Origin of the sequence: Colwellia marinimaniae (assembly GCF_002207865.1) — a bacterium.
GTDB lineage: Bacteria > Pseudomonadota > Gammaproteobacteria > Enterobacterales > Alteromonadaceae > Colwellia > Colwellia marinimaniae.
This window is the reverse complement of the sequence record NZ_BDQM01000044.1, coordinates 1-23,657: the sequence shown is the minus strand read 5'-3', so window position 1 is coordinate 23,657 and position 23,657 is coordinate 1. Positions and strand designations below refer to the sequence as shown.

The window sequence follows — 23,657 nt, the reverse complement described above, 5'->3', positions numbered from 1 at the left end:
ATGTAGTTGATTAGACAATGCAGGAGCATATTGTCCTGACGTTTACAAAGAGTTCCTGAGTAAACTACATAGGCATGAAAGATAATAACTTTGTCTGAGCGGCGCTTAATTTTATTGTTAAAAATCTCTATGGTGTTAGGTTTCTGCCTATTACTGATAGGGATTTATTTGCATATATTCAGTGCTTATATGACCTCACTGGGGGTGACCGGTATTCTCATTAGCGCCACATGTTTCGCCTTTGGTATGGTTTTTTCTTTGCCCACTAAAATGTATTTGACCTTTATTTTAATGCAGCGAGAAGCGGAACATAACGCTAAGGCGGCGAAGAAAAATAAGAGCAACTCCTAAATAGCGAGGTATAACTGCCACTATTTACCCAGCAGACAAAAGTGTGTTTTACCTCTATAGCGCATAAACATACTATTTATTAGCATTTATTCATTAAAAACCCGCTATTTCCCCTACCTAACAACGTGTTTTCGTGTAAAATCAATGGCATTTTTATTATATGAATTAGTCTATTGGTAAATACTTTACCTCGCTGGCCTTTTCATAAGAAAGCTAATTAAAGTCGTTTATCTACCCCCGTTTTAGAGGAAATCATGAGCTTAGACACCACCACTATAGATGCTATTGTTGCAGAGGCAGAAATTGCCATTGCGGCAGCGTCAGATCCAACTGCACTTGATCAAGTGCGCGTTCACTTTTTAGGGAAAAAAGGTTCATTCACCGAGCAGATGAAAGGCTTAGGTAAATTACCTAAAGAAGAAAAGCCTAAAATGGGACAAGTAATTAATACGGCTAAACAAGCCGTACTTAAATTACTTAACGACCGTGGTGAATTATTACGTGCCCAAGAGATTAAAGAAAAGCTAGCGGCAGAGTCTATCGATGTCACTTTACCAGGTCGCGGTACTAAAATAGGTGGCTTACATCCAGTAACGCGCACTATTGCCCGTATTGAAAGCTTCTTTGGTGATTTAGGTTTTGAAGTTAAAGTCGGTCCAGAAGTTGAAGATGATTATCACAACTTTGATGCCTTAAATATTCCAGAGCATCACCCGGCCCGTCAAGACCATGATACTTTCTATTTCAATCCAAAATTAGTATTACGTACTCAAACATCCGGTGTACAAATTCGTACCATGGAAGTTGAAAAGCCGCCACTACGCATTATTTCTCCAGGTAAAGTGTACCGTAATGATTATGACCAAACACATACACCAATGTTTCATCAAGTAGAAGGCTTGATGGTCGATAAAGACGTTAGCTTTACTCACCTTAAAGGCATTTTGCATGACTTCTTGCATCACTTCTTTGAAGAAGACGTAGAAATTCGTTTCCGCCCTTCATATTTCCCCTTCACTGAACCTTCTGCTGAAGTAGATATCATGGGTAAAAATGGTAAATGGTTAGAAGTATTAGGTTGTGGCATGGTACACCCAAATGTTTTACGTAGTGTTGGTATCGACCCGGAAATTTATACCGGCTTTGCTTTTGGTATGGGGGTTGAGCGTCTAACTATGTTGCGTTATGGCGTAAATGATTTACGTGCATTCTTTGAAAACGATCTTCGTTTCTTAAAACAGTTCAAGTAGGAAAACTCATAATGAAATTTAGTGAATCTTGGTTACGTGAGTGGGTTAATCCTGCACTTTCTTCTGCTGAATTAGCGCATCAAATTACCATGGCCGGTCTAGAGGTTGACAGTGTTGACCCAGTAGCGGGCGAATTTAGTGGTGTTATTATTGGTGAAGTGGTTGAATGTGGCCCACATCCCGATGCGGATAAGTTGCAAGTAACAAAAATTAGTTTAGGCGATTACAGCTCTGCTACCGTAGAAAAAGGCGAGTTGGTTACTATTGTCTGTGGTGCTAAAAACTGTCGTAAAGGCTTAAAAGTTGCGGTAGCAACAGTCGGCGCGGTACTGCCAGGCGATTTTAACATTAAGAAAGCAAAATTACGCGGTGTTACCTCTTTTGGTATGTTGTGTAGTGAGTCTGAAATTGGTTTAGCCGATGACTCAGCGGGCATTATGGAATTAGCCCATGATGCACCAGTAGGGACCTGTGTTCGTGAATATTTAGATTTAAATGACGTTACCATTGACGTTGATTTAACGGCTAACCGTGGTGATTGCCTAGGCATTAAAGGTTTAGCCCGTGAAGTAGGTGTGTTGAACTCTTTAGCCGTTACCGAGCCAACCATTACCGCAGTAGTGCCAACGATTGATGATGTGCTTACTATCAATGTTGAAGCGAAGCAAGCTTGTCCTCGTTACTTAGGTCGTGTGATTAAAGGCATTAACCCAAAAGCAACCACGCCACTGTGGATGGTGGAAAAACTTCGCCGTTGTGGTACCCGCTCAATCGACCCTGTTGTTGATGTCACCAACTATATATTGCTTGAATTGGGTCACCCAATGCATGCCTTTGATTTAGCCAAACTTGGTAGTGGTATCAATGTTCGTTTTGCTAACCAAGACGAAAAGCTCACCTTATTAGATGAGAAGGAAGTAACGCTAAAAGAAGGTACTTTAGTTATAGCTGATGACGGTGTTTTAGGTAACGGCAACGCATTAGCCATGGCTGGTATCTTTGGTGGTCTTGACTCAGGTGTTACCAGTAACACTACCGATATCTTTTTAGAAAGTGCCTTTTTTGCGCCGCTAGCTATCTTAGGTAAAGCACGTCAATACGGTTTGCATACCGACTCTTCCCATCGTTATGAACGTGGCATAGACCCAACGTTACAACATGATGCCATAGAGCGTGCTACAGAGTTATTGCTCAGTATTGTTGGTGGTCAAGCCGGTCCAGTGGTAGAAGCTAAATCTGAGGCTGACATTCCGCAAACAAAAGACGTAAGTTTACGTCGTGAAAAGTTAGATAGCCGTATTGGTCATCACATTGATGATGAGCAAGTTAGCGAAATTCTTACCCGTTTTGGCTTTACTGTTAGCACAACGGGTGACGGCGTTGCTAGGGTGTGGCAGGTGATTGTGCCCGCTTACCGTTTTGATATTAAAATTGAAGTCGATTTAATAGAAGAAGTTGCCCGCATCTATGGTTATAACAATATCCCCAATGTTGCGCCAAAAGCAATGTTGAAAATGCGTGAGCAAAAAGAAGCCAAGCTTTCTTTAATGAACCTAAAACTAGTCTTAGTCAATCGTGATTATCAAGAAGCGATTACCTACAGTTTTGTTGACCCGAAAGTGCAAACATTATTACATCCAGGGGCCGAGGTGATGACGTTACCACACCCTATTTCTTCTGAAATGTCGGTAATGCGCTTAAGTTTATGGACGGGTTTGTTACAGTCTATGGTTTATAACCAAAACCGTCAGCAAGGTCGCGTGCGTTTATTTGAAGCAGGTTTGCGTTTTGTGCCCGATGAAAGTGTTGAAAACGGTGTTCGTCAGCAAAACATGTTAGCCGGTGTTATTGGTGGTCTTCGTGTTGATGAACATTGGAGCATGGAAAAAGCAGCCAGCGACTTTTATGATATTAAAGGTGATGTTGAAGCTTTATTAGCACTTACGGGTGATGCTCAAGCTTATGAGTTTTCAAAAGCTGAAGTTGAGGCCTTACATCCAGGTCAAACCGCACAAATTACTAAGAATGGTGTTTTTGTAGGTCATGTTGGAACCTTACACCCTGAATTAGAAAGAAAATTAGGCTTAAACGGCCGTACTTTAGTTTTCGAGCTATTATTATCAGAAGTACTGGTGCAAAAAATCCCTGAAGCCAGCGACATATCTCGCTTTCCTGCCAATCGCCGCGACCTAGCGATAGTGGTTAAAGAAGACGTTGATGCAAAAAAAGTGTTACAACTTATTGAAAAGGTTGGCGGAAATTATTTAATTGATCTAAACTTATTCGATGTATACCAAGGTCAAGGAATTGAAGAGGGTTATAAGAGTTTAGCCATCACCTTAGTATTACAAGATACCAGTAAAACTCTTGAAGAAAAAGACATCACCGATGTTATCGATAGGGTTGTTGAAACCTTAAAAACAGAGTTAAATGCATCACTGAGGGACTAAGCAATGGCGCTTACAAAAGCAGAAGTAGCAGAACATTTATTTGAAAAAGTTGGGCTGAGCAAGCGTGACGCAAAAGATATGGTTGAAATATTTTTTGAAGAAATTCGCGAGACCTTAGAAAGTGGCGATCAAGTTAAACTTTCGGGTTTTGGTAATTTCGACTTGCGACAAAAAAGCGAACGTCCTGGCCGTAATCCTAAAACTGGTGAAGATATTCCAATTTCTGCCCGTAAAGTCGTTACCTTTAGACCAGGACAGAAACTGAAAAGCCGTGTAGAAGCAGGAAATAGCAAATAATCTAGTGACTAATACACGGAATGTATGTTTGGCTAGTTTAAGCTGAGCGAGCTTTGTTGCTCGCTATTTCTGCTTTGTTTTGAGCGAAATTCAGTAGCTAACAACTAATACCGAATAAAGAATAAAGAACAAAACCCGCATTAGCGAAAGCTGATGCGGGTTTTTTATGTTTAACTTGCTCTGTTTTAAAATATACTCAGTCTTTATTCGCTATATTTTTACCGGTAAGTATTCATGCACAGCTATTAATCACTGTTTAGGTTAATACGCTCGTGTACCCTGAAATTTACGACTTTTACTTTTACGGTTACTCTGGTGTCAATTTGTTTAATTAAGGCTTCAGCGTCGCGAATAGAGCAGATCAGTGTGGTATTTTCCGGTCATGCAGTGTTGTCATCGTTAAAAGCCAATGGATGCAACTTTTCAGCGAGGTAGCAAAGCCGATAATAAAAGCCCCGATAATGAATTCTGCAATAGCAAAACGTTTGGCAATGCTAATAGCGCCAGTAACAAGTATTTTTGCTGAAAAAACAGCTAAGATAATGGCGACAATTAATATACCGGCTGGTATTAACATTTCTATTCCTTAGAAAGTTATCAGGGATGTTTTGTGACGTTACTTGGAACTTAGTCGTAGTTGAGGGATAACGTATTTTAATATCTGAATTCTAAGGAAAAAATCCCTATGAAAGTAAGATATATTACATAATAGGTAGGTTATATTGCCTTTATATTTTATCATAGCCTTTTCTTTTATAAGCTTTTCATACATAAGCTTTTCTTTCATAAACATTCACTCATAAGGTAAGCTATGCGCCCCTCTAGTTATCCCGACCAAGAAGTCCGCTCTATTAACTGGCAAGCTTTTAAACTGATTTTACCTTACTTGTTTGAGTATAAAAAACGCATCGCCTTCGCTATGTTGTGTCTAATATTCACTAAAATTGCCAGTGTTTATTTACCTTTTATCCTCAAAGATATTGTTGATAGCTTAGATGCTAATAACACCGATAAGCAAAATTCTGCCCTGATGATTGTGCCGCTAGCCTTAGTTGCCACCTATGGGGTAGTACGCTTTTCGATAGTGGTCTTTGCTGAGATCAGAGATACATTATTTGGCCGGGTTACTGAGCGCGCTATTCGGCGCATAGGTTTAAAGGTATTTCGCCACCTTCATGCGCTTGACTTAGATTTTCACTTAAATAGACAAACGGGTGGTTTATCCCGAGATATCGAGCGGGGCACCACAGGCATCAACTTTTTAATGCGCTTTATGGTGTTTAATATTGTGCCGACCTTGCTTGAAATCGTTATGGTGGTAACCATTCTCTTTGTTAATTACGGCATATGGTTTGCTGCAATTACCTTGACTTCTATTATTAGCTATATCGCCTTTTCTGTTTACGTCACTGAGCTGCGTACACGTTATGTCCGCGAGGCAAATCAAGCTGACTCATCAAGTAATACCCGCGCTATTGATAGTTTACTGAATTACGAAACGGTAAAATATTTCACTAATGAAGAGTATGAAGCGCAGGCGTATGATAAGCATCTGTCAGTTTGGGAGCAGGCTAAAATTAAAAACCGTTTATCATTGTTTGCCCTTAACGGTGGGCAAGCGTTGATTATAGCCTTTGCCATAACGGCTATGTTGGCCTTGGCTGCCAAGGAAGTTGCTGCTGGCGTGATGACTTTAGGTGATTTTGTCTTGATTAATGCCTTTATGATGCAATTATTTATACCACTAAATTTTTTAGGCTTTGTCTATCGTGAGATCAAGGGGTCTTTGGCTAACATTGAAAATTTGTTTGGCTTACTCGCTAAAAAAGCCAAGGTGCAAGATGTTCCACAAGCCCCAGCGTTAAGCTTGGCCGAGCTAGGGGATAATACCAGCAGTCAAGCCAGTATCGTCTTTGATAATATTACTTTTGCCTATAATGAAAAACGGCCGATCATTAAAGGTATTTCATTTGAAATCAAAGCGGGAGAAAAAGTCGCCGTGGTGGGACAAAGTGGCTCGGGTAAATCAACCTTAGTGAAATTATTGTTTCGTTTTTATGATGTTGACTCAGGCGCTATTCGCATTAATGGCCAAGATATTAGTCAAGTGAGCCAACATTCACTGCGTGCTCATATTGGTATTGTGCCGCAAGACACGGTACTTTTTAACGATACTTTATTTAATAATGTGCAATATGGTTGTCCAACGGCAAGTAAAGAGCAGGTATTAAAAGCCATTGATCTCGCACATTTATCGGAATTTATCGCCAGTTTACCCGATGGTTTAGCAACAAGAGTGGGCGAGCGTGGTTTAAAACTTTCCGGTGGTGAAAAACAGCGGGTCGCTATTGCACGTACCATTTTGAAAAACCCACAAATATTGGTCTTTGATGAGGCAACCTCATCCCTTGATAGTCATTCCGAGCAAGCCATTTTAACGGCCATTAATGAAGTGGCAAAGAACCGCACCAGTTTAGTGATTGCCCATCGACTATCAACCATAGTTGATAGCGATAACATTATTGTGATGAGTCATGGTGAAATAGTAGAGCAGGGCAATCATCAACAATTACTCGCTCTGCAAGGGCAATACAGTAAAATGTGGCAGTTACAGCAATCGTAGAGTCAGGCAGTTATGAACAAAAAATTCATTCAACAATTACTCGCTCTGCAAGGGCAATACAGTAAAATGTGGCAGTTACAGCAATCGTAGAGTCAGGCAGTTATGAACAAAAAATTCATTCAACAATTACTCGCTCTGCAAGGGCAATACAGTAAAATGTGGCAGTTACAGCAATCGTAGAGTCAGGCAGTTATGAACAAAAAATTCATTCAACAATTACTCGCTCTGCAAGGGCAATACAGTAAAATGTGGCAATTACAGCAATCGTAGAGTTTCCGTGATGAATAAAGAAGATAAAGAAAGCACAGCGCAGCAAGCCGTACCTCTGAAAACACTACCTGAGCAAGGATCAGCAGCAGTGAGTGCCACCAAACAGTGGTTAGATGAAATTATTATCGGCTTAAATTTTTGTCCCTTTGCAAAAAAAGAATTTGTTAATAATACCATTCGTTACCATCAGTCGACGCTTGAGCAAGTTAAGCCCGCACTAGCAGAGTTCATAGAGCAATGTCATTATTTACAACAACACGATGATATTGAAACCACCTTAATCATCTATAGCGATGGTTTTCGTGGTTTTGAACGTTACCTTGACTTAGTTGATTATGCTAATGATTTACTGATTGATTCAGGTTTTGAGGGCATATTTCAACTAGCAACTATGCATCCAGAATACTGTTTTGCTGATGATGATTTTGATGCCGCCAGCAATTTCACCAATCGCTCTCCTTATCCAATGCTTCATATCATTCGTGAAGCAAGTATGGCCAGAGTGCTGGCTGTATATAAGGAGCCAGAAAAAATTCCTGAAAATAATATCGCTTTAGCAGAGCAAAAAGGCAGTCATTTTTTTCAAGATGTTTTGAAGCGTATTCATCAAACACACCGGCCAACATAGTGCGATTAAAACCTTATCCAATAGTGGCTGATAAAGTCGTTCAGTAAACTCTTTCTTGATAACGAATCAAGATGGAAAATTACTCTTAGTAGTTAATTGCTTACAGAGGCATTGATACTTTTATTGGCCTTAGGTCGCTTTATTTGGTTTCTTAGGTAAAATGACGCATGTTTCATTAACCTTCTCGTGGTCATATGCCTGCTTTAGAACAGTTTTTACTCATTGCTATGGTACATTTTTTGGCCGTAGCAAGTCCTGGTCCCGACTTTGCGCTTATTTTAAAGCAAAGTATCCGTTATAACCGACGTATCGCTATCTACACTAGTTTTGGTATCGCCGCAGGCATTGTTGTCCATGTAACTTATTCATTGGTGGGTATAGGGCTATTAATTGCTAGCGATGAACGTTTATTTACCGCACTAAAATACCTAGCCGCCAGTTATTTTTGTTACATAGCATGGCATTGTTTAAAGGCTAAAAAGCCTGATAACGACTTATCCATATCCGCAGGCAAAGATAGCGATAAAAATATACCTTTATCGGCTGGTGAAACAAAAGTCGATAAGGCTGCCAATAGCACCTCGGCTAAAAAAGCCTTTCTTACTGGTTTTTTAATTAATGCTTTAAATGTCAAAGCGACGTTGTTTTTTGTCAGTTTGTTTTCTGTGGTTATTGCCCCTGAAACATTGTTGAGTATTAAAATTGCCTATGGCGTTTATCTAGTCGCGGCAACAGCAGCCTGGTTTTGCTTCCTCTCGTATATACTGACTCAAGAAAGAGTGCGTTATGTCTTAGAGCGTAAAGGCTATATTCTTGATCGTGTTATGGGCTTCATCCTATTGGCATTAGCCTTTCAGCTGGTACTAAGTGATCTTCAATAAGCTGATTTTTACTTCGCTTGCGGCTTAAATCTGTCGTTAATTTACCCGATGAGCAATCTGTTGGTTTTTCCAGTATAATAGTGCGCAAATCTAGTATTAATGTATTTAAAGGGTCAGCTTTGCCAGAAAAAAATATAATTACATCCATTGGTGGTAGTCTTGAGCGTGCAGTAAAAGGCGAATACGCAATTGATGTGAAAGCTGTGCTTAGTGAAGCATGGCAGCACACGTTAAAGTCGAGAATGTCGATTAATCTAGCGATTTTATTTGTTTTAATTTTTGGCATGATAGTGTCATATATTGTCAGTAGCTTCTTTGGTGGCATCGAACAGGTTATCGCCGATCCGCAGACCATGCAGTTGCTCAATGTCATTGTTACTATGGCTGTTTGGCCATTTATCGCCGGCATTGAAATGATGGGCGTGTACAACGCCGTTAATAAACCAACCCAGATCAAAATGGTACTGTCTTTCTTACATCGCGGTAGTTGGGTAGCGCTCTGTGCGTTGTTAAGCTCTATTCTCATCAGTATTGGCTTTCAATTACTCCTTATCCCTGGGGTATTGTTAGGTGTATTGTTGTCATTAACCATACCTTTAGTGGTAGAGAAAAAGCTAACGCCAATGCAAGCTATTATTCTCTCGGTTAAAGCATTACGTTTTAAAATCATGCCTTTGTTAGGTATTTATTTAGTGCTATTTATGTCATTAATCGCTCTGCTCGTTCCCATCGTTTTATTAATGGAGTCGAGTTTGGCCCCTGTCGCTATTATGGTGTTTTTATTTGGTTTTTCATATTTAGCACCCTGGTATTACAACGTTAAAGGCATATTGTATCGGGAAATATTTGGCGTCTATACCGATGGCAGTGGCTCTGAGAACGACGTAGGCAAGCATTCGACTAAAGACACTGACCATAATGGCTCAGATGATACTTTTTCTGCTTAATTTTTATCATAAATAAGGAGCTTTTATGAAAAGCATGTTATTTGTTCGCTTTATCTTAGGTCTTGCGTTAGTTGTCATGATGCTCGCACCTTTTACTTTTCTAGTGCCTAAGCCAGTAGTGATAGTTACTGAGGCAGAAGTAGTACCAGCAGTGGTTGTGGTGCCGGTAGTTGCGTCAGTAAAAATCATTGAACAACCGCTACATAAGGTCGATTTACCTGACTTTGGCGCTATATATGATATAGCCAGTAAAAAACGTCAATTTTTTGATTTTATCCGCCCGGCCATTGAAGCTAAAAATAATCAGTTATCACAAGAAAGAAGTGAGCTTGAATATTGGCATGAACAGATATCGTTAGGTTTAGGACTGAGCACCGAGCAGCAAACATCCCTGCAAGCGCTGAGCAAGGCTTATCGTATTAATAAGGATGCTTCTACATTACAGCAAATTGATGCTTTGTTGGTGCGGGTTGATATTATCCCAACCTCATTGGTATTAGTACAAGCGGCAAATGAGTCTGCTTGGGGAACATCTCGCTTTGCTCGTATCGGTTTAAACTTCTTTGGTATTTGGTGTTATAAAGAGGGTTGTGGCATGGTCCCTAGTGGCCGTAATGCAGGTGCCCAACATGAAGTTGCGGCCTTTGAAAGTGTTGATGCTGCGGTTTCAGGCTATTTTAATAATATCAATAAGCATAATGCTTATCATGTTTTTAGAACGATAAGAGCTGAATTAAGGGGACAAGATCAGCCACTTGATGCTGAAATATTAGCAGCAGGCTTATTACCTTATTCAGAGCGTGGTGCTCATTACGTGTTAGATATCACTGATATGTTACGTCATAACCAGCGTTATTTTTTTGAGCCTGAGGGTCAACAGACGGCTTTAGCAGATTAGCGTAAATAACGGTTTAGATAAGGCACAACATAAAAAGCCCAATATTTATGATATTGGGCTTTTTATTATCTTAATTACCTTGATATAACTGATATTTATCCGCTTGCTATTACTTTACTTCAACAACATTGAGTTGCTGAGCATCGTTAAGATAATCTTTAGTCGATACATCTTTTGGCGTTTCAATCGCAACTTGATCAAAAGCGGTGTCACCACCATTAATAATACCGGAACTACTATTGATACTTTTAAAATCAAACAAATTACCGTCACACAAGTGAGAAGGTACTACGTTTTGTATTGCGGTAAACATAGACTCAATTCGGCCCGGAAACTGTTCATGCCAATCGTTTAACATGCGTTTAATATTTTGCCTCTGCATGTTCGGTTGAGAGCCACATAAGTTGCATGGAATAATCGGGAATTTTTTCAACTCACTGTATTGAATAAGCTCACTTTCTTTACAAAAAGCTAAAGGGCGAATAACAACGTGCTCACCATTATCAGAGACCAGCTTAGCTGGCATTGCTTTGATCTTACCGCCATAAAACATATTCAGCATTAGCGTTTCAAGCATGTCATCTCTATGATGTCCTAGCGCGATTTTAGTGGCACCAAGCTTTTTTGCTGTTTTATATAAAATAGCTCGGCGTAAGCGAGAGCATAAGCTGCAAGTGGTTTTTCCTTCAGGTACTTTCTCTTTAACAATGCTGTAGGTGTTTTCTTCAACAATATGATATTCAATGCCGAGTTTATCTAAGTACTCCGGCAAAATATGCTCAGGAAAACCCGGTTGTTTTTGATCTAAATTAACGGCAATGAGGTCAAAATGAATAGGAGCAGATTCTTTTAACAGCATTAATATGCTGAGCATGGCATAACTGTCTTTACCACCGGATAAACAAACCATGACCTTATCGCCGTCTTCAATCATATTGTATTGGGCAATTGCTTTGCCAACATGATGTCTAAGCTTTTTTTCTAATTTAGTAAATTGTACCTTTTGAGAAGGTGTTAGTTCAGCCGTGGTTAACGTTGGCGATATTGCAGTCATGTAGGATACTTTTTTGATTGAAATTGACGGCGCGAATTATAGCAGCTTGATAAATAATACCAAGAGGATTAATACTAGCGTCTGAGACAGCTAGAAAATAAGGGCATTAGGCGCAGGTAAATAGCAGGCAATAAACAAGCCGATTTATAATAAGCATGATTGGCTGGATGAACAGCGTAATAGCACCTCTACTTAGGTGGCCAAATTCACTGTACCACTTCAATGGTGTAAAGGAAGTACCTGTAGATAAGAAATGAATACATATTTCAACATGGCGGTATGTGTACTTTCTTGTACGTTATGGCTTAAGTGTAGTTTTACGTTGTTATTTCACTAAAAAAAAACTTGATGATGCAACTAGGTTATACGCCTACCCGTAAACCCTTAACACGACCTGTCGTACCATGAGTAGTTAGTGAAGCGAAATCTTCTGTGAAATGGTACGTAAAGGGTAGTGTTGAAAAGCCTAATGCTAATGACAATAATAAAAATTTATACTTACTACTTTGTATATCAGCTATTAACGGTCGCTTAACTACGGGTAGTTTAGGTTATGGATTACCAATAACAAATCTACAGGTGTATATGCGGTAACAGCTCAAGCTTAAGTACCATTTGTACCCGTAGTTGCTATACCTCATTAGCACTAAACATAAAAAAAACAGATGGATCCGTTACACTGAAAGTATTTGTTGATATTATGATTTAACTCAATGAAATATAGCCATTTTTAATATACTATGTTTCAGATAAATGGATGGTTTATTAAATAGTTAACGGATTAAACTTAAATTGCTTTTGTTTGCTCCCACCTAGCTCAGATCTCCCAATTTACTTCTTGATAAAAAATCTCCCAAACATATCAAATTTTTTATAAATAGTTTCTAATTTAAGGAAAAGAAATGGAATTTAGAAATATAGTAACGGCCCTAGCGCTATCTTTTACATTAATGGCATGTGGTGGTAGCGAAGAATCTACACCAGATACAACTACACCAGATACAACTACACCAGATACAACTACACCAGATACAACTACACCAGATACGACTACACCAGATACGACTACACCAGATACAACTACACCAGATACGACTACACCAGATACGACTACACCAGATACGACTACACCAGATACGACTACACCAGATACGACTACACCAGATACAACTACACCAGATACAACTACACCAGATACGACTACTCCTGAAGAATTAATCAGCCTGAGTCTAAATGGCGAATCAGTCATAACGCTTGAGGTTCACAATCAATATGATGAACTAGGGGCTGTGAGTGAGAGTAACTTAAACGGTGAATTGTCGGTACAAATTTCAGGAACTGTTGATATTACCGCTGTAGGAACTTATGTAATTACCTATTCCGTGACTGATAGTGCTGAAAAGATAACAACTACCACGCGAGAGATTATGGTTGTGGATACAACTAAGCCCTTTATAACGTTAATGGGTGACTCAGCAGTAATTGTTGGCTATAAGTCGCTATATGAAGAACAAGGAGCGACTGTTTCTGACAATTATGACGAAGACGTTATTGTTGTAATTGAAGGAGATGTTGATACGGACACGTTAGGCGACTACAACGTAACTTATTCAGCAGAAGATTCTTCAGGAAATACTATAATCATTACTCGTGTAGTATCTGTTAGCGACATTGAGGCCCCTGTGTTAAATATTGAAAATAACAATATTAACATCATGATTGGTGACAATATTGTATTACCTAGTGCTACTGCTATAGATGATATTGATGGTGATATATCAGATTCAGTTGTAATGTCTGCACTACCTGATACTTCGGTTGCAGGTGAGTATGAAGTTACTTTCTCAAGTACAGATTCATCATTGAATGTTTCTGAGCAAACCTTGGTAATTATTATCACCGCACCTGACTATCAGTTTACTTTTAAAGATAGTGATTTACGCTTGATGGAAGGTGATTATAGTCACAGGTTTTACTTTGTAATGGATGATACTCAGAATTTTGAGCGTAACATGTCTGTTACTATTTCTGATGCCTCTACCGCAACTGAGGGTGATGATTTTACTATTGCGGTTAAGAGTTTTACATTAGATGCAAACGTTGTAGATGGATTTATTGAGATTGAAGTTATTGATGACTCTATCTACGAAGGTGATGAGGAGATTGTTTTAACTTTTACCAATGATGATAATGAGCAGAGTTTTGACTACACGATACACATCGATGATAGAACTGTTGCGCCAATTGTAGAAGAGGAAATGCACTTAACGCCTTTTTCACCAAATGCTGAAATTATTGATGATGAGTTAATTATACTTTCTAAGACCAGTATTGAGAAAAGAACCTTAACGATGTTTAGCGATACTGTTTATAGCTCCTCTTCAGCTTGGATTAACGGTGTGAGTTCTTCAGAAGTTATTGGTGACGGTTTTTCATACCTAACGAAGTCTAGTTCTTATTATGACGAATATTATTCTGATAGTTTTATCTACGATCGTGAGATATATGTTATCAGTAGGAACCAGTTGCTACATTTTGATAGAGAGCTGAATACCTATACTTTGCTTAGTCAGTCACCATACATAATGGACTGGTCATCTCAAGTCACTGTAATAGGAACTAAAGCTTACTTTATTGCTTCAAATGGTTCTAATAAAGCCCAAACTTATGACTTTGTCAGTGGCAACTGGTCTGTTCTTGCTGATTTTCCATCGAGTCACTACACTATAACCGCAGCCGTTGATAATGTACTTTATGTTTTCCGAGGCTCTTACGCTTATAAATATGACTCTATCGGTGATACTTGGGTAACGTTAAACTCTGCCTCATATATTAAAGGGAGTTTCCTTAAAGCTTATACTTTAGATAAAAAGGTTTATATACCTACTTATGATACTTCAGGACTTACTAATACAACAAATATAGTTGTTTACGACACTGTGTTAGATTCATGGTCATCTATCGATGTTGGTATAGCACAGCGTAACTATAAAGATTTAGTCACATATAAAGGTTTCACCTATTTAATTGGTGGGCGAGATTCTTCTGGTGATACGTCATATATAGTTAAATACTATATTGGTACTGATTTGTAATTCGAGATTGATTTATGGTGTTGGGATGGCTTATACAAGTCTTCCCAATACTTTTACACTAAGCCTGGTATACGTTTTACTACCATTATAATCAGCCACTTCAGTTCTCAGAGCTAGTGGGCAAGTCCGCTAGTTTCTTGAACAATCAAGATATTGTTATCGCTTAGCGGTCTACATAACTATTAGCACTGTTGACGTTTTGGTAGGGTTTAATCGTAAGCGTATAGCTAACGGCACCTGCCTCTAGCACTTGATCTCATCTACATTATATTCTCTACTTAATTTAGGAGATAAGCATGAGAATTTCGCGTAGCCAAGAACAATGGTAGAACAAAGAAACAAAGTGGGACATCCATAAATTGGTTTATTAAAAGTCAGGTTCTATAGTTAATAAATTCGCACAAAATTATGAACTAAGGTAGCCGAAATGACTCAATCTCGCAGTCAGCAAGTTTCCTTGCAAGATACCCGTTATTATCACTTGATTTCACGCTGTGTTCGCCGTGCTTACCTCTGTGGTGTTGGCCCTTACAGCCAACAAAATTATGAAAGAAAAACTGCCATCCATACATTGCCTTTAGTTTTTTTTTAAAAATATGAATATCACAATTTCTGTTTTAAACTTTGATTTATATGAGGATTATTTGAATTTTTATTGACAAAGAACAATGTTTAGGTGATTCTCTTCGTATCAAAATAGAAAAATAGCACACTCAAAATACCACCGTGAAAGGGCCACGCGCTTGCCAGCCAAATTTTATAATGAAAACGCCACTGAATTATCCCAGCAATACCTGTCAAAATCATTTGATCAGGTACATCAAAGCTGGCGTCATTTTTTGCCGTCCATAATAGCAAACCCAAATGCACGTATTCTCGATATAGGCGCTGGCTCAGGCCGAGATGCTAAACATATAGCGCAACTAGCGGCTAAAACCCATGGTGATGAAAATAACAGCCAAGTGTTTGCGGTCGAGCCCGCGAAACTACTGGCAGAGCTTGGCGTACAACAAACCACTGGACTTAAAGTAAAGTGGCTGACTGATTCATTACCCGCATTAAGCACTATTACCAAACAAGAAGTTAGCTTTGACTTAATCTTACTAAGCGCGGTGTGGATGCATATTCCGCTAAGTGATCGCGCACGCTCAATGCGTAAATTGGCTAACCTACTTAAACCGGGCGGAAAACTGGTTATTTCACTTCGTCATTCATCAGGTAGTGAGCAAGCAGAGCAAGAGCGCAAGGAACGAAAAATGCATACCGTATGCGCAGATGAATTAAAGCGCTTAGCAAGCGATGTTGGCTTATTCACTAAGTTAGCCACGGAAAAAGAAAACGATATACTCGGTAGAGATCATGTCACTTGGCAAACAGTGGTATTGCAGTTGCCTGATGATGGCACAGGCGCGTTTCCTTTTATTCGTCATGTGGCAATGAATGACGGTAAATCAGCCACCCACAAACTTGCCCTGCTGCGAGTATTACTGCGTATTGCTGATGGTCACCCAGGAGCCGTACTAAGGCGAGAATCAGGCGTAGGTGGCGATAGAGTTATTTTACCGGTCGGTTTAGTGGCGCTATATTGGTGTCATCAATACAAAGACTTAATAGATGACCATAAGTTATACCAAACACCTAATAAAAACCTCAATATGGGTTTTATGAAGCCTGATGGTTGGCATAAGTTAACCAAGCTAAAGTCGTCAGATTACCGCATTGGTAATTTGTTCTCCGGTGATGATGCTATAGCACTGCATAAAACACTCTCTGCGGCAGTGAACAATATTAAAACCATGCCATGTCGTTATATAAAACTGCCCAATAGTGATAACACAGTATTTGAAGTGGCAAGTAAAACAGTAAAAGCCAAAGACAGTATCTTCCTTGATTTACAAACTCTCGAGCAGTGGGGCGAATTTTCATTGCCCGAATCAACGTGGCTAGCGTTCAATCGCTATGCTTGCTGGATTGAACCGGTACTGGTCAGTGAATGGGTAAAAACCATGGCGAGTTATGCAGGAAATAGCCAATATAAATCACCTGAAAATCAATATAAATTACATCAAGCGTTAAATTGGGAAGAGCCTAAACGCACAACTGTTGAGGTGCGTAAACGTTTTGAACAGTTGCAGGAGCACTTCTCTAATAAAGAGCCAAAGCAAGAACAAATACGCTGTGTTTGGTCAGAAAAATCATTAAACCAAAGTTATGAAATAGATCACAGCTTGCCTTTTTCCCGTTGGCCTAATAACGACTTATGGAATTTACTGCCGACAGATAGCACAGTGAACAATCAAAAAAGCGACCGTCTGCCAACAGAGCACAAACTAAAACAGGCAAAAGAAAGAATTCAACACTGGTGGCAAGTAGCTTGGCTTAATGAGCCTTCAGCTTCAGAGTCGTCAACCTCTCTTTTAAGAACAGCGCCTTCAGCCTCACTAACCAACAACCATAAGCGATTTTTCGCCGAAGCGAATATTGCACTGCCGGGGTTAAGTTCTGATAACTCGTCAGTTGATGATTTGTTTGAGGCGTTGGTGATGCAACGTGGGCGATTGAAAGAAATGCAACAGTTGAGAGAGTGGTGAGTGTTTTACTCTGATCACAGCATTCGTCATTAATAAGTCGTGTTATTTTTAAATAAGATTATTCGTAAGGAAATATTATGATCATAAAAGACAAAGTAATAATAAGTAGTTCAAGCCCGATAATTAAAGCTGGCCAGAAACAAGAACTAGATGTTGCCTTCTATTTACGTCGTGCCTTTAAGGATCATGATCAGGTTTTTGTATTTAACGATATTAAGCTCAATCATAATAATGAAACAGCACAGATAGACCACCTTATTGTCCATACTTTTGGCTTTATATTAATTGAATCTAAAAGCATTACCGGCGAAGTTACCGTTAATAAATATGAAGAATGGAGTAGGAGTTATAACGGGAAATGGAGTGGTATGTCGTCACCTATTAAACAGGTTGAATTACAAAAAGATTTATTAAAGAAATTATTAAGAGATCATGATTCTACCTTGCTCGATAGATTATTTGGTTTTGAAAAACTACAAAAAGGTTTTGGTGGGCGACAATGGGAACACCTTTGCGCGATATCTAGCAATGCAATAATTAATAGGGATGACGCTCCAGAGCACATAGCAAAAAAGCTTGTTAAATCTGAATTTATTGTCGACAGCGTTACAACGCTCATGAATTTATCTTCATCGAAACCTAGAGCCTTAAGCTTTTTTAAAGCCGAGACTCGGCCTTGGTTTAATGCTGATGAAATAACAAGACTTTGTGATTTCATTTTGCAGAAAGGTACCTCAGAAAAAAAATCAGAAGAACAAACTGATAAAAAATCACTTAAAAAAACTATCCCTGAACAAATTATAAAGCAGACACGTTCTTTAAAAATCACTCCTTCTAAAGAACAAGCGAAGCTGAACATAAAATGCAAGAAATGTAATACACAAGATACTTTAGAGGCATGCTGGGGCAAGTTTGGTTACTTTGTGAAATGTAACAGTTGCTCTATCAACACACCGATGAAAGCACTGTGTACTGCTTGTAATAGTAAAAAAACTAAAGTGAGTAAGAAAAAGGAAGTCTATACACTTATCTGTCAAGATTGTGAAATAAGTAGCCAATTGATTTATAAGACATAAGCATTTTAAACAATTAGTTATATTATTTTACCAGAAAAAATGTAGCCACTACATGCCATAAATATTTTGGCATGTGGTGTTTAAGTTACCAATGTTTTGAGAGGGGGTGTCTTCTGTTTCTTAAAATGGCTACTTCGGTTAATAGCGCGCAATATACCTCCATATTTGAGCGTATTCACGATAAAGCCAGTGATAACGATGATAAAAACCAATTGCCATTTGCCGTTAAACCCTTGCTGGGTTTTATCGGTAATGAGCATAAACAAAGCTCTAAAGGCATTGCCTTTTCATTACTAGATTACTTAACGTTAGTAGAAGAAACTGGCAAAATAATGAGGGAAGATAAGCGTGGTTATATTAACCCACAAGTGTTGCCACTATTGCAGCAATTAGGCTTCAGCAGTGATGACTGGTTACAACTAGCCCAGCATTTTGGTAAGCAATACCATCAAGCGGTAGGCTCGGTAAATGAGCTATCAGCATTTGCTGCCCATACGAATAAAAAGTGGATAGGCGGTCACCGTCAGCAAACACAAATTTTTCAATAAACGCTATTTTTTAAAGACAATGACACTGTTTTCACTAACGGTGAAATTTATGTACCTAAAATATAGTAATATTGTGCTTTATGCGTATTAATTTCAGTTAGTCGCTGTCATGTTGATTAATTGCTCTAATTAAGCCTAATATGTTGTGTGTTTTTACATTTTTAAGTTTGAGAAAAATTATTGGATGTCCCCGGTTTTTTTTGACGTGATACTCGGTAAAAAGTATAATCGCGCCTCGCTTGAAGCCATTGCTGGCATCAGCCAACCTAAAGAATAAAGGAGAGTACGACATGTTTAGCAACACTAGAGAAAAAGTTAAGTCTACACCTTTTTCTGAATTCGTACGTAACGCTTCATCTAAAGAAAAGCGTAAATTTTTTGATAAAGTCATTAAAGAAACCGTTGCTGTTCAACGTGCTATGATTGAAGAGTCTAAAGTTTGTAGTTGATTTTATTTGTTACAGATATTATCGACCAAAAGCCGCACTTTAAAAGCGGCTTTTTTGATCTTAAAAAATGGATTTATTTCTAATTTTTGTTGATGTTATACCAATTACATTAATTAAGTTCCCACTTTTATCCAGTCTCGATCACACAATTCCATTACTCTCGACACATCAGATATAAAGTGCATGTGCATAAAAATGTGCACACAAAACTAAATAAGTGGTTGATGTTATTGTTATACGCACAAGAAAGTGTAAAAATGTGTGCAGACGTTAGACACGTGCACAACAAAGCAGGTATTCAGTGAATTGTAACTATAACTTTGTCCCGCTTGAGCAATTCAATGTCATTAACTTAAGGTTAATTTACTTATTTACAATAAGTTAGCTAGTTGCTAACCTAGCTATGAATTAAAAATAGAGAGAAATCACCAATGAGCTGTTCAGTATTTAATTCAAATAGTACAAAAATTAACCAATAAAATTCATTCAACTGAGTTTTTAGAAAATCACCGTAAAAAACCTACCGATTTCACTCGAAATCGCACCCTTACTTTTCCTCGTTTAATAAGTTTTATGTTGAATGCTCTTAACGGTTCAATTCAAGCTGAACTTTGTCGGTTTTTTAATGTTATCGATGATAGTTATTTATCGACAACATCAGTGAGTACCGCTGCCTTTTGTAAAGCAAGAATGAAACTATCTCACCAGGCTTTTATTGAATTAAACGATGATTTAGTTCAAGAATTCTATGATGTTGCAAACATAGATAAATGGCACGGGCACCGATTATTAGCTGTTGATGGCTCCGTCACACAATTACCCCAATCTAAAGAGCTCTTTGAACATTATGGTAGAGCGCGTTCAAATGCAGGCATGCCAGCCGTCCGACTTTCTCAACTATACGATGTTAAAAACAATATGACGGTTGATTTACAAGTCGAGAGCCATGCTGTTGGCGAACGGGATATGGCATTGAAACACTTGAATAAAACACAAGCAGGCGACCTAGTAGTTTATGACCGAGGCTATCCCGCTGTTTGGTTTTATAAATATCATATGCTAAAAAATATCGACTTTTGTATGCGAATAGTCAAAAGCTCTAATGTGGTTAAAGCTTTTATAGAAAGTGGAAAATATAGCGATGTCGTTAATTTTCCTTGTATAGAAAAATCTCTTCGTCGTTGTAGAAAAGATAAGATATCAACCGAGCCACTTAATTTAAGACTTGTACGCGTTGATCTTCCATCAGGCCAAGTAGAAATTTTAGTTTCGTCATTAACAGATCAACAAGCTTATCCTACATCCATCTTTGCTGATTTATATCACCAACGTTGGGGTGTTGAAGAAGATTATAAGATACTGAAAAGTCGACTTAATATTGAAAATTATTCGAGTCTTTCAGTAGAAGGTATCTTACAAGATTTACATGCAAAACTTCTAACAAAAAATTTAGCATCTGTCGCTGCTTTTGATGCGAGAATGGCACTAATATTACCCGAAACAACAAGGCGTTATGAATACAAAATCAATATTACCTTTGCTATTAATCAACTGAAAGATAACGTAGTTAGATTGATGATGAAATTAGCGGGTGCTGAGCTTTCTAGATTATTGATAAGTAAGATATCGAAGAGTTTAAGTGTTATTCGGCCTAACCGTAAATTTTCTAGGAGAGACAAAAGGTTCACACCCAACAAGTACCCAATGAGCTATAAACGTGTGTGTTAATTCCTTAAGTTAATGACATTGTTGAGCAATTAGGCGACATTGAAAGCAAAGCGGTATTAAAAGCTACCGCCAAAGCTCACCAAGCGTTGGGCGAATTAAAAGGCCTGGCGATGACCATGCCCAATCAATATATTTTATTGGCGACCCTTTCTCTGCAAGAAGCCAAAGAAAGCTCAGAAATTGAAAATATTATTACCACTCAAGACGATCTATACCGGAGTTATTATCCAACGCAGCAGTTTATTTCTACCAGCGCCAAAGAAGTACATAACTACGCCAAGGCATTAACAACAGGGTTTGATACCATCACTACCACCGGCTTGTTAACTAACAATACTATTATTGATATTCAACAAATCATTGAAAGCAACAACGCGGGCTTTAGAACCCAAGGGGGCACGCAATTAGTTGACCAACAAAATAAAAAAACAGTGTATACACCCCCACAAACAGGTCAAAAAATTATTGCCTTAATGAGCGACCTCGAACGATTTATTAACGACGACCAACTCAGCGATTACGACGACCTAGTGAAAATGGCGTTAATACATCATCAGTTTGAAAGCATTCATCCTTTTTATGACGGCAATGGCCGTACCGGGCGTATTTTAAATATTTTATATTTGAGTAAACAAAAATTACTCGGCGCGCCTATTTTGTATTTATCACGTTACCTTAATCGCCACAAAACTGAATATTATCAGCTATTACAAGCGGTGCGTGACAATAAGTCTAATAATGACGACTGGCAAGCCTGGCTGCTCTTTATGTTAAAAGCATTACAAGTGACCAGCCAAGATACCTTGAAAACCATTAAAGGCATTATTGCCTTAATGCTAAATTGCAAACAAACCATTAAAGCCAAGCTGCCGAAAATTTATAGTCACGAACTGATTAATAATTTATTTACCCATCCCTATACCAAGGTTGAGTTTGTTACCGATGAACTGGGTATTCATCGCAATACCGCCAGCAAGTATTTAAATCAATTGGTCGATATTGGTTTGTTGACCAAACACAAACTTGGCAAAGACAACTATTACCTTAACCGCGAGTTATACGACTTACTTTCGAGCTAATTTATCAGGCATTAAGCCTACAGGGAAAAGCATTATGAGCACCCAAGACCTAGTCGCAAAACTCTGGAATCTCTGTGATTTGTTACGAGATGACGGCGTAACCTAGTACAAATATCTAAACGCACTCACCTACCTTGTTTTCTTGGAAATAGTGCAAGAAACCGACACCCACTCAAATGGAAAGGCAGCAGTTCGCTAGTTAAGTTAGTTAGCTATTGCTTGGTTGTATTTACATGTTAGGAAAACACCTATTTTTGTACCTTGATTTTAATGTCCTCTTTGTCATCACAATTATAGTGAAATTCTGCCTGATGTTAGACAGTTATTGTTGGTTTTTTTATCGATAATTATGAGTGGGTGTCTTCTATATTTATATGTTTTTGTGAACTATCATCTGCTGGGAGGCCATTGTCTTTTATGGGAGGAACCCCTAGTATTTCTCTTTTAGCATTTACTTTATCAGTATAAGTTTGGCTCATAGGATTTTCGCCACGCTTTCTTTCCTTGGCATCTACATTCGAGTCCATCATAAAGTCTGTTTCTTCAGGAAAAAAGTGACCATGTAATTGTGTTAGTAATGCTGAACGTTCGTCTTTAGCCTCTATTTGCTTAATGGATAAACCTTCTATTTCTTTCGCTCTTTTCTTAGTTACTTCTTTTTTAAATTTATTCATAAAATCCTTATGTAATTCGAGATAAATGATGCGTATAATCATTATCATACGGTACAATGCGACAAATAGTGTCGCTGCGTTTGTTAATAGTTTGAGAGTAAAATCTCTTTAGTGTATTGTGCCTTAGTGTAATGAAAGTAATAGGAAATTTATGAGCCGCAGCACAACCCTTAGGCATATTTGTATGCTTAAGCTTATCCCTAAATACCCTTCATTTGTTTTAACTAAATCAATAAAACAACAATTATCTGAGCAAGGCTTTGAAGTTACTTTAAGAACGATTCAAAGAGACCTCGATAACTTATCCAGCATAATGGGAATATCCTCATCAGAAAGCCCTGAAGGGCTTAAATGGTGTTATGTTAATTCAGGACACGAAATATTACCGGCACTGCAACCTTGTGAAGCCTTATTATTATGCATAGCTAAAGCACAGTTATCGACTCAACTTCCTATCGCCAGTTTAAATCAGCTAGAGCCGAGGTTTAGCAAAGCAGAGCGAACTTTAGAGAGTTCAAAAAAATTTAAAAACTGGCGAGAACGAGTTAAAGTAATCCCCTACGGCTTTCCGTTAACGGCAAAACCGATTAACGAGGAGGTCCGAACAATTGTTTACGATGCTGTGCTTAATCAACAACAGATAGCACTTAGCTATCAAAAACAGCCAGATGAACGTAAAGATTACTTACTACTCAAGTTTCGGGGTTCACTTTTAGCCAATAAAAGTGAATACCCCCTCATTCTAGGGCTTCTTGTCGTAAGGTAAAA

General features: G+C 38.5%; 20 protein-coding genes and 1 pseudogene. 18 read left to right on the top strand and 3 right to left on the bottom strand.

Translation table 11 applies throughout. The features are described from left to right. The first annotated feature begins 168 nt into the window (after window positions 1-168). The 4 genes from MTCD1_RS16810 (at window position 169) to MTCD1_RS16795 (ending at window position 4,348) form a co-directional block, all read left to right on the top strand. On the top strand, window positions 169-351 hold the full coding sequence (locus MTCD1_RS16810) for a hypothetical protein (RefSeq protein ID WP_438819293.1): 183 nt from the start codon (window positions 169-171) through the stop codon (window positions 349-351). Between the two features lie 254 nt (window positions 352-605). After that, on the top strand, window positions 606-1,601 hold the full coding sequence (gene pheS / locus MTCD1_RS16805) for a phenylalanine--tRNA ligase subunit alpha (RefSeq protein WP_057180726.1): 996 nt from the start codon (window positions 606-608) through the stop codon (window positions 1,599-1,601). 11 nt (window positions 1,602-1,612) lie between these two features. Next, window positions 1,613-4,051: a phenylalanine--tRNA ligase subunit beta gene (gene pheT / locus MTCD1_RS16800; protein ID WP_057180727.1), complete on the top strand. Its 2,439-nt coding sequence runs from the start codon at window positions 1,613-1,615 to the stop codon at window positions 4,049-4,051. Window positions 4,052-4,054: 3 nt separating this feature from the next. Next, entirely contained in the window at window positions 4,055-4,348 is a 294-nt protein-coding gene (locus MTCD1_RS16795) for an integration host factor subunit alpha (RefSeq protein ID WP_057180728.1), read from the top strand. A gap of 361 nt (window positions 4,349-4,709) precedes the next feature. On the opposite strand, the gene MTCD1_RS16790 is transcribed toward MTCD1_RS16795, so the two are convergent. After that, window positions 4,710-4,925 carry a calcium:cation antiporter family protein gene (locus MTCD1_RS16790; RefSeq protein ID WP_057180729.1) on the bottom strand — a complete coding sequence of 72 codons (216 nt, stop codon included), beginning with the start codon at window positions 4,923-4,925 and terminating at the stop codon, window positions 4,710-4,712. Between the two features lie 234 nt (window positions 4,926-5,159). Between MTCD1_RS16790 and MTCD1_RS16785 the strand changes: the two genes are divergently transcribed. From MTCD1_RS16785 to MTCD1_RS16765, 5 genes are all read left to right on the top strand, one after another. Further along, window positions 5,160-6,971, top strand: a complete 1,812-nt coding sequence (locus MTCD1_RS16785) for an ABCB family ABC transporter ATP-binding protein/permease (protein ID WP_057180730.1) — start codon at window positions 5,160-5,162, stop codon at window positions 6,969-6,971. Window positions 6,972-7,251: 280 nt separating this feature from the next. Continuing rightward, window positions 7,252-7,869, top strand: a complete 618-nt coding sequence (locus MTCD1_RS16780) for a DUF1415 domain-containing protein (RefSeq protein ID WP_057180731.1) — start codon at window positions 7,252-7,254, stop codon at window positions 7,867-7,869. A gap of 194 nt (window positions 7,870-8,063) precedes the next feature. Beyond that, window positions 8,064-8,750, top strand: a complete 687-nt coding sequence (locus MTCD1_RS16775; RefSeq protein WP_057180732.1) for a LysE family translocator — start codon at window positions 8,064-8,066, stop codon at window positions 8,748-8,750. Between the two features lie 119 nt (window positions 8,751-8,869). Then, complete coding sequence (locus MTCD1_RS16770; RefSeq protein WP_057180744.1) at window positions 8,870-9,697, top strand: hypothetical protein; 828 nt, start codon at window positions 8,870-8,872, stop codon at window positions 9,695-9,697. A gap of 25 nt (window positions 9,698-9,722) precedes the next feature. Then, window positions 9,723-10,595: a glucosaminidase domain-containing protein gene (locus MTCD1_RS16765; protein ID WP_057180733.1), complete on the top strand. Its 873-nt coding sequence runs from the start codon at window positions 9,723-9,725 to the stop codon at window positions 10,593-10,595. A 109-nt stretch (window positions 10,596-10,704) separates the two neighbouring features. Here MTCD1_RS16765 and ttcA read toward each other — a convergent pair whose 3' ends face one another. Continuing rightward, window positions 10,705-11,649: a tRNA 2-thiocytidine(32) synthetase TtcA gene (gene ttcA / locus MTCD1_RS16760; RefSeq protein WP_057180734.1), complete on the bottom strand. Its 945-nt coding sequence runs from the start codon at window positions 11,647-11,649 to the stop codon at window positions 10,705-10,707. A 902-nt stretch (window positions 11,650-12,551) separates the two neighbouring features. Between ttcA and MTCD1_RS16755 the strand changes: the two genes are divergently transcribed. The 8 genes and pseudogenes from MTCD1_RS16755 (at window position 12,552) to MTCD1_RS16725 (ending at window position 22,215) form a co-directional block, all read left to right on the top strand. Next, the gene (locus MTCD1_RS16755; RefSeq protein ID WP_057180735.1) at window positions 12,552-14,744 is read left to right on the top strand and encodes an immunoglobulin-like domain-containing protein; all 2,193 of its coding nucleotides are present in this window, start codon (window positions 12,552-12,554) and stop codon (window positions 14,742-14,744) included. 427 nt (window positions 14,745-15,171) lie between these two features. Beyond that, window positions 15,172-15,300 (top strand): annotated as a pseudogene (locus MTCD1_RS21295) (transposase); the annotation flags it as partial. Window positions 15,301-15,487: 187 nt separating this feature from the next. Then, a complete protein-coding gene (locus tag MTCD1_RS16750) occupies window positions 15,488-17,335 on the top strand; it encodes a class I SAM-dependent methyltransferase (protein WP_057180736.1) in 1,848 nt (615 codons plus the stop codon). A 77-nt stretch (window positions 17,336-17,412) separates the two neighbouring features. Then, entirely contained in the window at window positions 17,413-18,411 is a 999-nt protein-coding gene (locus MTCD1_RS16745; protein ID WP_057180737.1) for a nuclease-related domain-containing protein, read from the top strand. A gap of 125 nt (window positions 18,412-18,536) precedes the next feature. Further along, entirely contained in the window at window positions 18,537-18,959 is a 423-nt protein-coding gene (locus MTCD1_RS16740; protein ID WP_057180738.1) for a hypothetical protein, read from the top strand. Between the two features lie 290 nt (window positions 18,960-19,249). After that, complete coding sequence (locus MTCD1_RS21520) at window positions 19,250-19,408, top strand: hypothetical protein (RefSeq protein ID WP_197410269.1); 159 nt, start codon at window positions 19,250-19,252, stop codon at window positions 19,406-19,408. 450 nt (window positions 19,409-19,858) lie between these two features. Further along, window positions 19,859-21,136, top strand: coding sequence for an IS4 family transposase (locus MTCD1_RS16730; RefSeq protein WP_307188513.1), 1,278 nt, complete (start codon window positions 19,859-19,861; stop codon window positions 21,134-21,136). A 17-nt stretch (window positions 21,137-21,153) separates the two neighbouring features. Continuing rightward, window positions 21,154-22,215 carry a Fic family protein gene (locus MTCD1_RS16725; RefSeq protein ID WP_057180740.1) on the top strand — a complete coding sequence of 354 codons (1,062 nt, stop codon included), beginning with the start codon at window positions 21,154-21,156 and terminating at the stop codon, window positions 22,213-22,215. Between the two features lie 347 nt (window positions 22,216-22,562). Here MTCD1_RS16725 and MTCD1_RS16720 read toward each other — a convergent pair whose 3' ends face one another. After that, window positions 22,563-22,889, bottom strand: coding sequence for a hypothetical protein (locus MTCD1_RS16720; protein WP_082606476.1), 327 nt, complete (start codon window positions 22,887-22,889; stop codon window positions 22,563-22,565). A gap of 151 nt (window positions 22,890-23,040) precedes the next feature. Between MTCD1_RS16720 and MTCD1_RS16715 the strand changes: the two genes are divergently transcribed. Continuing rightward, window positions 23,041-23,655 carry a hypothetical protein gene (locus MTCD1_RS16715; RefSeq protein WP_057180742.1) on the top strand — a complete coding sequence of 205 codons (615 nt, stop codon included), beginning with the start codon at window positions 23,041-23,043 and terminating at the stop codon, window positions 23,653-23,655. The last annotated feature ends 2 nt before the right edge of the window (window positions 23,656-23,657 follow it).